Genomic DNA, 13528 nt, shown 5'->3' with positions numbered 1-13528 from the left:
AAGCGGTCAGTGCGGCTCGGTTGCTCGTACGGGCCCGGACTTGCGCTCGCTCGCCGCTCGCCTATGCGGCTCGGGATGCACGAGGCAGGCGAGTACGCCGCCGAGCACCAGCAGCCCCACCGAGATTCCGGTGGCGGCCTGCACGCCCGCTACGATCCGCGTGGCGGCTGCGCCGCTTGCCAGGGCGCCGAACGCGGCCACGCCCACTGCGCCGCCCGCTTGCCTCGCCGTATTCAGCACTGCCGACGCCGTGCCTGCCCGTTTCGCTTTGACGGAGGCCAGCACGCTCGTGGTCATGGCCGGGACGGCAAGCCCCATGCCTGACGGAATCAGCAGGAACGGCACCAGCAAGCCGGCGAGCGGCGTAGCTGCGTCGACCCGATGCAGCAGGCCATAGCCGAGCGCGGCAGTCATCGCTCCGGCGATCATCGGCACGCGCACGCCGTAGCGGCCGACTACCCAGCCGCTCGCCACGTTCGAGACCAGAAACCCGCCGGTCAACGGCAGGAACGCGAGCCCAGCCTGCAACGGCGTATAGCCGCGCACGCGCTGCAAATACAGGCTCAGCACGAACACCATGCCGTAGTACGTCAGATTCACGCAGATGCCGAACAGCACCGCGGCGCTGAAGGTGCGCTTGCTGAAGAGCGAGAGCGGCAGCATCGGCGCCGCGACGCGCGTTTCCACGGCGATAAACGCGCCGGTCGCAACCAATGCGAGGATGAACCCGCCCGCCACCAGCGGATGGCTCAAGCCGGCTGGACGCCATTCGATCACGGCGGCGACGAAGGCGGTCAGCGCGACGATGGCAAGGCCTTGGCCGCTCAGATCGATGCTGCGCGCGCCTGGCCCGGCTTCGGTCCGCAGGCTGCCCGCTGGCGTCGGTGCCGTTGCCGGGCGCGGCACCCAAAGCAAGGTCGCCAGCAAACCGGCCGCGCAGATCGGCAGGTTGACGAGGAAGATGCTGCGCCAGCCGAACGCCGCGATCAGCAGACCGCCGGCTACCGGACCCGCCGCGATCGACATCGCGCCGGCAGCGGTCCACAGCCCGACGGCGCGGGCCCTGAGCCTCGGGTCATGTCCAAACGACCGATTGAGCAGCGCGAGCGAGTTCGGCAGCATCGCGGCGGCGCCGATACCTTGCGCCGCGCGCGCCGCGATCAGCATGGCGGCGTTCTGCGCCAGTCCGCAAGCGAGCGACGCCAGGGCGAACAGCACGATGCCGGCCGCGTACATGCGCCGCGTGCCGAGCCGGTCGCCGAGCACGCCGGCGGACAGCATCAGCACCGCGAACGCGAGCGCGTATGCATCGACGACCCATTGCAGGCCCGCCACATTCGCCTGCAGGTCCGCACCGATCTTCGGCAGCGCGATGTTGACAATGGTCACGTCGAGTTGCGTGACGACGAAGCCGACGCTGACCGTCGCGAGGACGCGGCCGAGAGCGGGCGTGAGAGAGGGATTGGGCGTTTTCATGCGATGCATCGTAGGTCCGATGCGGCGCACCATGTTTCGCGATGGCGTGAAGTGTCGATGTCGCCGAAACAACCCGCAAGGCAGGGCATGAGCCCGAGAGAGGAACCACGGCGCGCCGCGTGGGCGCGCCGTTGCGATGCTACGACGTACGACCCGCGATCAACGCGTTTGCGCTGCGTCCTTGATGAGGAGCGTGGTCAGCGCGCCGACGATGCACAGCGCGCCAACATACATCGGCGCGGCCATCGGGTTCGACTTCATCATCAGCGACACGGCGACCGGCGTGAGGCCGCCGAACACCGCATAGGCGACGTTATACGAGAACGAGATGCCCGAGAACCGCACGACCGGCGGGAATGCCTTGACCATCACGAACGGAATCGCGCCGATCACGCCGACGAAAAAGCCCACCACCGCGTACAGCGGCACCAGCGCCGACGTATCGGCGGCAAGCTGCTGGAACATCACGTAGTACGACACCGCGAGCGCCAGGCCGCCGATGAAAATCGTGGGCCCCGCGCCGATCCGGCCGGCGATCGAGCCCGCCATCACGCAGCCGATCGTCAGGCACAGCGTCGCGACGCAATTGGCCAGCAGCGCGGTGGCCGGCGCGATGTGAAACTGCTTCTGCAACAGCGTCGGCGTCATGAGGATCACCACGACGATCGCCGCCGACAGCATCCACGTGAGCAGCATCGACACGATCACGGCGCGGCCGTGATCGCGCAGCACGGCTTTGAGCGGCACTTCCGCGGCGAGCGACTTGCGCTGCTTGAGTTCGGCGAACACCGGCGTCTCGTGCAGCCAGCGGCGCAGATAAACCGAGAACATGCCGAACACGCCGCCGACCAGGAACGGAATGCGCCACGCGTACGCCGAGATGTCCGCCGGCGCGAAATGGCGGTTCACCGCCGAGGCGATCAGCGAGCCGAGCAGGATGCCCGCCGTGAGACCGGCCGTCAGCGTGCCGCACGCGTAGCCGACGTGCCGCTGCGGCACGTGTTCGGAGACGAACACCCATGCGCCCGGCACTTCGCCGCCGACCGCCGCGCCTTGCAGCACGCGGAACACCAGCAGCAGCACCGGCGCCAGCACGCCGATGCTCGCGTAGGTGGGCAGCAGGCCCATCATCAGCGTCGGCACCGACATCAGCAGCACGCTCAGCGTGAACATGCGCTTGCGGCCGAACAGGTCGCCGAAGTGCGCCATGATGATGCCGCCCAACGGCCGCGCCAGATAGCCGGCGGCGAAGATACCGAAGGTCTGCAGCTGGCGCAGCCAGTCCGGCATTTCGGCCGGGAAGAATAGTTGACCGATCGCCGGCGCGAAGAATACGAAGATGATGAAGTCGTAAAACTCCAGAGCCCCGCCCAGCGCGGCGAGGCCGAGCGTCTTGTAATCGCTGCGCCCAAGAGGGCGTGGGGTGGCAGCCTGTGCTCCACCCAGATTTGTTGCTTGCATTGCTATGTCATTGTCTTGAATTGAAAGCCACACGTAGCGCGTGGAATGCGGCGGTCGTCGGCCGAGAAGTGTGGCAAGCGCTGGGTAGAGCACGGGACACCGGCGCGCCGGTCCGGATAGGGCAGGCGCGATGACGACTGAGGCCAAGCCGGGATTTTACAGGATGAAAGCCCTTCGCTTCGCGAAGTGTTTAATTAGATTGGGAAAAGTTCCCTTGAAGCCGTTTTTATTCCGGTGTCGGGCCTTTACGCTAGGGGCGCTGTACGTAGTGTGGAAGTCTGATGTCGGAACGTGACGCGCGTCCGTCAGAACAGGGCGCCCGGCGTGCAGTTTAGGATTGCTCCTATGGGATGGAACGGGCACCGCTTTGAGAATCGCGTCCGAGCTATCAGTTGAGAGTCATCCCATGCGTATTGCCATCCTTCAGCGTGACCCCGTGCAGCGCCAGTCGCTCGAGAGGATCGTCATGCATGCCGGCCACACCTGTATGAGTTACGGCGACGGTCTCGCCATGTCGAAAGCGCTTGCTCGTTCCACGGTGGATCTTCTCGTGCTGGATTGGCGGGGCTCGCGCCTGTCCGGCGCCGAAGTGCTGAGGTCGGTGCGCGCAGTGGGCGGCCGCCTGCCGGTCATGTTCGCTTCGGCTGAAACGTCGGAGGAGAGCGTGGTGCGCGCTTTCAGCGGCGGCGCGGACGACTATGTCGGACTGCCTGTGCGCCCGGGCGAGTTTCGCGAGCGCATTACCGCGCTCCTGCGCCGTGCCTATCCGGACCGTTTCAGCGCGGCGAGCTTTGACGTCGGCCCGTACCATTTCGATACCCATCGGCAGATCGTCATGTTGCGCGGGCAGCCGGTCCAGCTATCGGGTACGCAATACCGGCTGGCGTCGCTGTTCTTTTCCAACATCGGCCGCGTGATGTCGCGCGACCATATCTACGCGATGGTGTGGGGCCGCGAATTCCGCGAGTTCACGCGCACGATCGACAGCCACGTGTCGCGCCTGCGTCTTTTGCTCGAAATCGAGCCGCAAAACGACTTCCGCCTGCAACCGGTGTACAAGAGCGGCTACCGGCTGGTGCATTTGCAGCAAGGCGAAGCCGGCGCCGAGATGAAGGCGGCCTGAGCTGGCGGCCGGTGTTGCGGGCTGCTCGTTAGAGCGCAACCAGCCGCAACCAGCCGCAACCAGCCGCTACCGTACCTCTGCGCCGTTCAGAGCGGCAACGCCGGACGCGTTTCGAGCGCCCGGCGAATCAGCGCTTCCACGGCCAGGCGTTCGTCGCCCGCCAGCGGCAGACGCGGCGGCCGCACCGGTTCCGTGCCGAGCCCGACGATCGCCTCCGCCAGCTTGATGTTCTGCACCAGCTTCGGCGACACGTCGAGCGCGAGCAAGGGCGCGAACCAGCGATAGATCGCGCGGGCTTCTTCGAGCCGGCCGGCTTTCAGCAGCTTGTAGATCGCGACCGTCTCGTGCGGAAATGCACACACGAGACCGGCCACCCAGCCATGCGCGCCCATCAGTATCGCTTCCATCGCCAGGTTATCGACGCCGCACAGAATCGCGAAGCGGTCGCCGACCGCGTTGATCAGATCGGTCACGCGCCGCACATCGCCGCATGATTCCTTGATCGCGACGATTTTCTTTTCGTCGGCGATCTCGGCGAACATCTCGGGTGTCATGTCGACGCCGTATGCCAGCGGATTGTTGTAGATCATCAGCGGCAGTGCGCTGGCGTCGGCGACGCTGCGGAAGTGGTGCAGCGTCTCGCGCCGGTCGGACAGATAACGCAGCCCCGGCAGCACCATGAAACCGGCCGCGCCGCGCCGGCTGCCGGCTTCGGCCTGACGGCAGGCGTCGAGCGTGCTGTTTTCGGCGATCGTCAGCAGGACCGGCACGCGGCCGCACGCCGTGTCGACGGCGATGTCGAGCACTTGCAGCTTTTCGTCCAGAGAGAGGGTCGACGCCTCGCCGAGCGAACCGCACACGATGATGCCGTCCACCCCTGCCTCGATCTGCGCTTCGATATTCTTACCGGTCCACGCGCGGTCTATGCTGAAATCCGCGTTGAATTTGGTGGTGACTGCGGGCAATACGCCTTCCCAGATATGCGCCACGACTGCTCTCCTGAATGTGATGAGTCGAAGCGCAGTGTAAGCAGGGAATTTGCCGTCGTCTTGCGCGATTGCCGCGTGGCGCATGACGATTTCGGCATAGTGACTGTGCGCGCAGGCCTGTCTTGATGAAGCGAGGCGGCTATTTCAGGATGAAACGCGAAGAACGGTGAGGTTGCGTGAGGCGTCCGCCCGGGGCGCCTGGTGCTGTCGCCGCTCGTGTGCGATCAAGGCGCCGCGCGCGTCGGTCGCAAGCGCGCGACGCGCCCCAAAACGCGCCAGATGATTATGCCGAAATCGTCACAATCCACGCGCACGTACACCAAGACTTGCCAGCCGCGCATTCTTACCATGGTCGTCATGAAAACCTTGAACATTATCGACTCGCACACCGGCGGTGAACCGACCCGCCTGGTGGTGTCGGGTGGCCCGGATCTCGGCGGCGGCACGCTGGCGCAGCGCTTCGACGTGTTTCGTGCGCATTTCGACGACTGGCGCGCGGGCATCGTCACCGAACCGCGCGGCTCCGATGTCGTGGTCGGCGCGCTGCTGTGCGAGCCGGACGACCCGGCGTGCGCGGCGGGCGTGATCTTCTTCAACAACGTCGGCTACCTCGGCATGTGCGGGCACGGCACGATCGGCCTGGTCGTTTCGCTCGCGCACATGGGACGGATCGGGCCGGGGCGCCATCGGATCGAAACGCCGGTCGGCGTTGTCGAAGCGACGCTCAACGAGGACGGCAGCGTCGCCGTGCGCAACGTGCCGGCTTACCGCTATCGCGAAGGCGTGCAAGTGGACGTGCCGGGCTACGGCATGCTGAGTGGCGATATTGGATGGGGCGGCAACTGGTTTTTCCTCGTCGCGGAACATGGACGCACGCTGGAAGCCGCGCGCATTGGCGAACTGACGGCATTCAGTTCGGCGATTCGCGACGCTTTGATCGCGCAGCGCATTACCGGTGCGGCGGGCGCCTTGATCGACCACATCGAACTCTTCGGGCCCGGCTCGCGCGACGGCATCGACAGCCGCAGCTTCGTGCTGTGTCCGGGCAACGCGTACGACCGCTCGCCGTGCGGCACCGGCACGAGTGCGAAAGTCGCCTGTCTCGCCGCCGACGGCAAATTGGCCGAAGGCGCGGTGTGGCGGCAGGAAAGCATCATCGGCAGCGTGTTCGAGGCGAGCTATCGCCGCGCCGCCGACGGCGTTTCGGTCATCCCGACCATCACCGGCCACGCGCACATCATGGCCGAAGGGCGCCTGTGCTTCGATGAGCGCGATCCGTTCGCATGGGGCATCCGCACGGCATGACAGCGGACGCGGTGATCGTCGGGGCGGGCATTATCGGCGCGGCCTGCGCGGCGGAACTGGCCGCGCTCGGCATGCGGGTCGAGGTGCTGGACGAACAGGGCATCGGCGGCGGCGCGACCGCGGCGGGCATGGGCCATATCGTCGTGATGAACGACTCGCCGGCGGAATTCGCGCTGAGCCGCTATTCGCGCGCGTTGTGGCTGGAACTGGCGCCGCAGTTGCGCCCATGCGATGCGTTCACGCGCTGCGGCACGCTGTGGGTCGCCGCGGACGACGAGGAGTGGCAAGCCGCGCGCGCGATGCAGGCCGCGTTTGCGGCGCAAGGCGTCGCCGCGCAGCTGCTCGACGCGGCGGCGTTGCGGGCGTGCGAGCCGGCGCTGGCGGGGTCGATGGCGGGCGGCTTGCGGATCGAGCACGACAGCATTGTGTATGCGCCCACGGTCGCGCAGTGGCTGCTGACGCAATCGCCGGGCGCCGCGCATATCCGTGTGCGGCTCGGCCCGCAAGTCGTCGAGCTCGGTGCGCATGGCGTGACGCTGGCCGACGGCGAGCGTGTGAGCGCGGCGCACGTGATCGTCGCCAATGGCCTCGGCGCACAGCGGCTTGCGCCACGGCTGCCGTTGCAGGCGAAGAAGGGCCATCTGCTGATCACCGACCGCTATCCCGCGCTGATTCGTCATCAGCTGCTCGAGCTCGGCTACATCAAGAGCGCGCACCATGCGGCCGGCACGTCGGTAGCGTTCAACGCACAGCCGCGGCCTACCGGCCAATTGCTGATCGGCTCGTCGCGCCAGTTCGATACCACCGATCCCGCTGTCGAGATGCCGGTGCTCGCGCAGATGCTGCTACGCGCGGCGCGCTATCTGCCGGTGTTGCCGGCGCTCAATGGCATTCGCGCGTGGACCGGCTTTCGCGCGGCGTCGCCGGATGGCCTGCCGCTAATCGGTCCGGCCGGCGAGCACGCGCCGGGTGTCTGGCTGGCTGTCGGTCACGAGGGGCTGGGCGTGACCACTTCGCTCGCAACCGCAAAGCTGCTCGCGGCGCAAATCACGGGGAGCGCCGCGCCGATTCCTGTCGAGCCGTATCTGCCGGCGCGATTGACCAGACGGAACTGTCATGTCTAGCACGCTGATAGGTGGCCGCGTGCGCGTCCGCGTGACGATCGACGATAGAAGCATCGACGTCGAAGCCGGCACGACGGTCGCCGCCGCGCTCGTCATTGCCGGGAAAAGCGGCACGCGGACCTCGGTCGGCGGCGAGCCGCGCGCGGCGCTGTGCGGCATGGGCGTGTGCCAGGAGTGCCGCGTCACGATCGACGGCCGGCAGCACGTCTTGGCGTGCCAGACGCTTTGCCACGACGGCCGGACCATTTGCACGGGCACGATGGGCATGACGGGTATCACGGACACCGCGAGCACCACGGACACCACGGACACCACGAGCACCACGAGCACCACGAGCACCACGAGCACCACGAGCACCACGGACACCACGGACACGCGATGAAACAGCACTTCGATATTGTCGTCGTCGGCGCCGGTCCGGCCGGGTTGAATGCCGCGTGCGCGGCGGCCCGCGCGGGCGCATCTGTCGCGGTCCTCGACGACAATCCGCGCGCCGGCGGACAGATCTGGCGACAGGGGCCGGGGATTCCGCCGCCAACACCGCTACGCACGCTGCTCGACGCTTTGCGCATGCAAGGCGGCGTCACGCTGTTGCCTTCGACTCGCGTGATCGCGCCGTTGGGCTCACGCGGTTTGCTGCTCGAATCGGCGGAGCACGGCGGCGTGTGCGTCACCTACGAGCGGCTCATCCTTGCGACTGGCGCACGCGAGCGCCTGCTGCCGTTCGCCGGCTGGACGCTGCCGGGCGTGACCGGCGCAGGCGCGCTGCAGGCGCTCATCAAAGGCGGCATGCCGGTGCGCGGCGAACGGATCGTGATTGCCGGCAGCGGTCCTTTGCTGCTCGCCGCGCTAGCCACCGCGCGCGCCGCCGGGGCGCAGGTAGCGGCGGTGGTCGAACAGGCATCGGCGGCGAAGCTCGGGCGTTTCGGCGCTTCATTGCTCGCCGAGCCCGCAAAGCTGTGGCAGGCCGTCCACTTGACGCGCGGCTTCGCGGGCTTGCGTTACTGGACCGGCAGCGTCGTGCGGGAGGCGCAGGGTAGCGGCCGCGTCGAGCGCGTAACGATCCGGCGCGGCGAACGCGACGTGACGCTCGATTGCGAGCGCCTCGCGTGCGGTTATGGACTCGTGCCGAATGTCACGCTTGCGCAGGCGCTGGGTTGTGAGATCGGCGTGGCGGGCGAGATCGTCGTCGACAGCGAGCAGCGGACTTCGGTCGACGGCGTGCTGGCCGCCGGCGAATGCACGGGCATCGGCGGCGCGGAGTTGGCGCAGGTGGAAGGCGAGATCGCGGGGCTGGTGGCAAGCGGAGCCGCGCTGCGCGCACAATGTGCCCAACGCGCGCGGTGGCGGCGTTTCGGCCGGCGCGTCGAGTCGGCGTTCGCGTTGCAAGGCGCCACGCGCACCCCGCCCCCCGACGCGACGCTGCTGTGCCGCTGCGAAGACGTGAGCATCGGCGAAGTGCGCGCCTATCCGAACTGGCGCGAGGCCAAGCTGCACACCCGCTGCGGCATGGGTGCGTGCCAGGGAAGACTCTGCGGCGCGGCGGCGAGCCTGTATTTCGGCTGGCAAGCCGCCGCGCCGCGCCCGCCGTTCAGTCCGGCGCAAATCGGCACGTTGATGACGGCGAGCGCCGAGCCGCCGCTGTCCGAATGACGCCGGGGCCGGAGGGCCGTCCGCCAAGGGGACTCCCTTCGGGACGGATATTTTCCCCCGCCGCCTGGCCCTATAATCGACCGCACACGCTAACCGCCCAGATGCATGGATAAGCGGCGCAAACGGCGCAAACGGCGCAAAACGGGACAAGCACGATGAACACGCTCGCTCATCCGCTCGAAGCTGACGACGCAACGCTGTCCGGCATGCTGTCGCATTTCACGCTGCTCGAGCCGGTGTTCGACGCGATGCCGGACGTCGTGTTCTTCGTCAAGGACGCGCAGGCGCGCTATGCGCTGGTCAATCGAACGCTCGCCTCGCGCTGCGGTTACAAGGAAAAAGCCGCGCTGCTCGGCAAGACCGCCGAGGATGTGTTTCCGCGCCGCTTCGGCCGCATCTACACCGCGCAGGACAAGGCGATCATCAACGTCGGCAACCAGCTAATTGATCAACTGGAACTGCATCTTTATCCGGGGCGCCAGCCCGGCTGGTGTCTGACCTGCAAACAGCCGCTGCGCGACGCGGCCGGCAAGGTGGTCGGCCTTGCCGGCATTTCGCGCGATCTGAAAGCGGACGAGGGTAGTCATCCCGCGTACAGCCGGCTTGCCGCGGTGGTGCAGTCCATCCAGGAAAACTACGTGCAGCCGTTGAATTTGAAACAGCTTGCGGCGATGGCGGATATGTCGGTCGCGCAACTGGAGCGCTACTTTCACAAAGTGTTTCATTTGACGCCGCGTCAGGTGTTGCTGAAAACGCGTCTCGACGCCGCCACCGCGCTGCTGGTTTCGCACGACAAGGTCACCGATGTCGCCGCGCTCTGCGGCTACACCGACCACAGCGCGTTTACGCGGCAATTCAAGGCGACCGTCGGCGTGACGCCGACCGAGTACCGGATGCTGCTGCACGGAACCGCGCGAAGCTGAGTTCGCGCATGGTTCGTCGCAAGCATCGCTATTACGTGTACGTCGTCGCCCTGGACGATAAAGTCTGGAACGAGGCGCGCTTTCGCCGCGCGAATCCGGACTACCGGTTCGACAAGCCGTGCGTGTATGTGGGAATGACGGGACTGGACCCGGATCTGAGATTCGACCGGCATAAGGCCGGCATTCAGGCAAACCGCTATGTGCGCGATTACGGCCTGCGCCTCGTGCCCGAGTTGTATGAAGTGTTCAATCCAATGCCTTACCGCGGCGCCCAGGATATGGAAGTGGAGCTGGCGATTGGGCTGCGCGAAGCGGGGTACGGCGTGTGGCAGGCTTAAGAAGACGAAAGATGGACAACCGCGGGGGGACAACCGCAGGGGGCTGCGAATGCGAGCCCTGAGATCAGGCGCGCGTAGTTACTTCACCCCAAGCCCGCGCAGCACCGCATTGCCCTCAGGCGTCAAACGGATATGCGACGCGCCGGAATCGCCGGATACCGTTTCGATCAAGCCGGCTTCGTGAAGCTGCGGAATCTCGGGTTTCGCGAAGGCGTCGATCGGCGCATGCAGCAACAGCAGCAGCGTGGCCAGTTCGTGGTGGCTCAGCAGGCGGCGCAAAATGGTGGGCCGCCTGGCCGGAGCCGGCGTGCCGTTCGGATCTTGATCGGGCTGGTTCATGGAACGCACCTTGTGCGGGATAGTGTCGGACGGATCATGCGGACGAAGTCTTAAACGTTTCTTAAGACCGCATTGTCCTGTAACACCGTGACACTATGATTGCTCTGGAACAAGTTTCCGAACGTTACGCTTGCCGCTCCTTACCTCACGGCGCGCAGGTTTTGCTGGCCGCCTCGATCCACAGATTGCCGACATGGCGTTTGCCCGCGTAGAAGCGGTAAGTGGTCGCGCCATTGTCGCTGCGCACCTTGACGATATTCGAATCGCCGAAGTCGAGCATCTGGCCCTGCGGGATCGCCGTCGACTTGAACGCGGCGTTGTGGCTGGTCGCCACCTGCGTCAGGCAGGCGACCACGTCGTTGACCGAGCGCTGCGTGGTTTTGTCGGTGACGGGCTCGCCGGCATCCGGGTTCTTCTGAAAGTACGCGCAAGCGCTAAAGAGCAGGGGAACTGACAGCACTACGGCAAACTTCTTCATATCTCTCCTGGCGTTTCGGTCCGGCCCGCTGCTGGCGCGCGGTGCCTGGCCGAAGGCGCCGCCGCGCTGCACCGGACCGCGGATCAACCGCCATTATATCGGTGCAGCGGGCTCGCCCGAGCCGTGCTGCACCGGACGAACCGATCCCGTTGACGCTCTGCTTATGGTTCTTATGGTTGTCAAACAACTGGACCGCTCAAGGCGCCCGCTGGCGCTTCGGCTGGCCGCTTACTTCCGGCGCTGCGCCTGCGCCGCGAGCCGCACGGCCGCGTTGGCCGCGCCATAGCCGTCGTAGCCGCCGCGCCGCTCGACGATTTCGAGGAAAAAGCGCTGGTCGAGCTGTTCGGTATAGGCGTGGAAAAATTCGCCGCCGCGTTCGTCGCGGTCGTACAGGATGTGGTGGGTGCGCAGCGCGTCGAGCGTCTCGTCCGGCAGCGCGTAGCGGGCGGCGAGGTCCTCGTAGTAATTGCGTGGGATGCGCAGCACCGGCACGCCGTCGGCGACGAATTCGGGGATCGCGCTGAAGATGTCGCCGGTGCTGAACGCGACGTGGTTCAGCCCGGAGCCGTGATAGGTGTGCAAGGCCTCCGCCACTGCCGTGTGACGGTCCACCGACGCGTTCAACGCGATGCGCACCGAGCCGTCGCGGCTACGCAGCGCGCGGCTGCGCACCAGCCCGTAAGGATCGGGCACCAGCACGCCGGGCTCGGCTTCGAAACCGAAGGCGGTTCTCAGAAACAGCACCCAGGTATCCAGCGAATTCGCCGGCACCGACAGGCAAACATGGTCGATGCGAGTGAGCGGACCCACTTCGCTTGGACCGTTGACGTCGGTGAGGATGAAATCGGCCTCGAACAGCGTGGGCTGGTCCGGCGCTTCGTCGACGAAATAATTCAGGCTGCCGTCGGGCGCCTGCACGGCGGGCAACACGCGCTCGTTCGGACCGATCTGGCCGGAGAACGGCGCGTAGCCGAAACCGGCGGCGCGCTCGAATGCCTGGTTCGCATCGTCGACGCGAAAGGCCGACGCGCACAGCGACAAACCATGCTGCTGGAAGAACGCGTTGGCGAACGAATCGGGTTCGGCGTTCAGCACGATCGACGCCGCGCCGTGCTGATACAGCGTCACGTCTTTCGAGCGATGCTGGCCGGCCTGGCGAAAGCGCAGCCTGCCGAGCCAGTCGACGAGTTGCGCGCGGGTCGTGTGGTCGACGGCGAATTCGAGGAACTGATAGCCGACGTGCGCGGGCGCGGCGGGCGGCTGATAAAGCTGCCCGACCGGCTGCTGCGTGGATTCGAGCAGCGCGCGGGTTTGCTCCTCGAGGAACAGCAGCGAACGATGACCGTCCGCAGCGGTGATGTTGGTCGGCGCGGCGCGAAAGCCGTCGTTGAAAATTTCGAGCGAAAGCGGTCCCTGGTAGCCGGTTTTGACGACCTGCGCGGTAAAGCCCGCCACGTCGAAGTCGCCCTGGCCCGGGAAGCAGCGGTAGTGGCGGCTCCATTCGAGCACGTCCATGGCCAGCTTCGGCGCGTCGGCGATCTGCACGAAAGCGATGCGCTCGCCCGGGATGCCGGCGATCGCGTCCACCGAATCGTTCAGCGACAGCGTATGAAAGCTGTCGAGCACGAGCCCGAGATTCGGATGATCGACCGCGTCGACGAGTTTCCACGCATGCCGGTAGGTCTTCACATGCTTGCCCCATGCGAGCGCTTCATAACCGGCGATCACGCCGGCTGCTTCGGCCGCGCGGGCCAGCGCGCCGAGCTGATCGATCATCAGCGCGTCGTCGCAAATGGTGTCGGGCGAGACGTTGCTGCACACCAGAATGCGCTCCGTGCCCAGTTCATGCATCACCTCGAACTTGCGCTTCGCACGATCGAGGTTGCGCGCGAGGCGCTCCGCGCTCACGCCGTCGAAATCGCGGAACGGCTGGAACAGCATGATTTTCAGACCGAGATCGTCGGCGATGCGCCGCACGTCGGCCGGCGAGCCGTCGAAATACAGCAGGTCGTTCTCGAAGATCTCGACGCCTTCGAAGCCCGCCGCCCGAATCGCGGTCAGCTTCTCGACAAGGGTCCCGCTGATCGACACGGTGGCAATCGAACGTTGCATGAACGGCTCCTGCAAAAACGGTGAAACGGCTACTGAAGAGGGCGCGGACCGGCGGCTGCGTCCATGCCCGCGTGCCTTGGCGGTGATCATGTTGCGATGCGCAAAATGGCCTATTTCGTTACCTTAAACCAGCATGGCGTAGGCCGGAATGGCCCACGTCAGCGCAAGTTTCGGCAAGTCTATACAAACTAACTAGATCGTACAAAT

The 13528-nt window shown here is 66.1% G+C and carries 12 protein-coding genes and 1 pseudogene; 7 read left to right on the top strand and 6 right to left on the bottom strand.

Annotation, left to right across the window (positions count from 1 at the left end; all coding sequences use genetic code 11):
- Positions 1–6: 6 nt before the first annotated feature.
- Positions 7–1476: an MFS transporter gene (locus AC07WT_RS32910; RefSeq protein ID WP_494950192.1), complete on the bottom strand. Its 1470-nt coding sequence runs from the start codon at positions 1474–1476 to the stop codon at positions 7–9.
- A 159-nt stretch (positions 1477–1635) separates the two neighbouring features.
- Complete coding sequence (locus tag AC07WT_RS32905; RefSeq protein ID WP_494950191.1) at positions 1636–2937, bottom strand: MFS transporter; 1302 nt, start codon at positions 2935–2937, stop codon at positions 1636–1638.
- A 406-nt stretch (positions 2938–3343) separates the two neighbouring features.
- Between AC07WT_RS32905 and AC07WT_RS32900 the strand changes: the two genes are divergently transcribed.
- Positions 3344–4060, top strand: coding sequence for a response regulator transcription factor (locus AC07WT_RS32900; RefSeq protein WP_494950190.1), 717 nt, complete (start codon positions 3344–3346; stop codon positions 4058–4060).
- 86 nt (positions 4061–4146) lie between these two features.
- On the opposite strand, the gene AC07WT_RS32895 is transcribed toward AC07WT_RS32900, so the two are convergent.
- Positions 4147–5049: a dihydrodipicolinate synthase family protein gene (locus AC07WT_RS32895; RefSeq protein ID WP_494950189.1), complete on the bottom strand. Its 903-nt coding sequence runs from the start codon at positions 5047–5049 to the stop codon at positions 4147–4149.
- A gap of 348 nt (positions 5050–5397) precedes the next feature.
- Here AC07WT_RS32895 and AC07WT_RS32890 point away from each other — a divergent pair, with 348 nt between their 5' ends.
- The 6 genes and pseudogenes from AC07WT_RS32890 (at position 5398) to AC07WT_RS32865 (ending at position 10392) form a co-directional block, all read left to right on the top strand.
- Positions 5398–6354, top strand: coding sequence for a 4-hydroxyproline epimerase (locus tag AC07WT_RS32890; RefSeq protein WP_494950188.1), 957 nt, complete (start codon positions 5398–5400; stop codon positions 6352–6354).
- Complete coding sequence (locus AC07WT_RS32885; RefSeq protein ID WP_494951097.1) at positions 6351–7478, top strand: NAD(P)/FAD-dependent oxidoreductase; 1128 nt, start codon at positions 6351–6353, stop codon at positions 7476–7478. Before AC07WT_RS32890 ends, AC07WT_RS32885 begins: the two co-directional genes overlap by 4 nt.
- Positions 7471–7731: pseudogene (locus AC07WT_RS32880) on the top strand ((2Fe-2S)-binding protein); the annotation flags it as partial. The gene AC07WT_RS32885 and the pseudogene AC07WT_RS32880, both read left to right, overlap by 8 nt.
- Before the next feature lie 125 nt (positions 7732–7856).
- Positions 7857–9131: an FAD-dependent oxidoreductase gene (locus AC07WT_RS32875; RefSeq protein WP_494950187.1), complete on the top strand. Its 1275-nt coding sequence runs from the start codon at positions 7857–7859 to the stop codon at positions 9129–9131.
- Positions 9132–9286: 155 nt separating this feature from the next.
- On the top strand, positions 9287–10054 hold the full coding sequence (locus tag AC07WT_RS32870) for a PAS domain-containing protein (protein ID WP_492589809.1): 768 nt from the start codon (positions 9287–9289) through the stop codon (positions 10052–10054).
- Between the two features lie 8 nt (positions 10055–10062).
- Entirely contained in the window at positions 10063–10392 is a 330-nt protein-coding gene (locus tag AC07WT_RS32865; protein WP_494950186.1) for a hypothetical protein, read from the top strand.
- A gap of 78 nt (positions 10393–10470) precedes the next feature.
- On the opposite strand, the gene AC07WT_RS32860 is transcribed toward AC07WT_RS32865, so the two are convergent.
- The 3 genes from AC07WT_RS32860 to AC07WT_RS32850 form a co-directional block, all read right to left on the bottom strand.
- Positions 10471–10731, bottom strand: coding sequence for a hypothetical protein (locus AC07WT_RS32860; protein WP_492589812.1), 261 nt, complete (start codon positions 10729–10731; stop codon positions 10471–10473).
- 145 nt (positions 10732–10876) lie between these two features.
- Entirely contained in the window at positions 10877–11209 is a 333-nt protein-coding gene (locus AC07WT_RS32855; protein ID WP_492589813.1) for a hypothetical protein, read from the bottom strand.
- Positions 11210–11437: 228 nt separating this feature from the next.
- Positions 11438–13321 (bottom strand): bifunctional sugar phosphate isomerase/epimerase/4-hydroxyphenylpyruvate dioxygenase family protein, encoded by a 1884-nt coding sequence (locus AC07WT_RS32850; RefSeq protein ID WP_494950185.1) that lies wholly within the window; start codon positions 13319–13321, stop codon positions 11438–11440.
- Between the last annotated feature and the right edge of the window lie 207 nt (positions 13322–13528).

The organism is Paraburkholderia sp. GW821-FHT02A12 (assembly GCF_059422005.1).
This window is presented reverse-complemented; position numbering and strand designations above follow the sequence as displayed.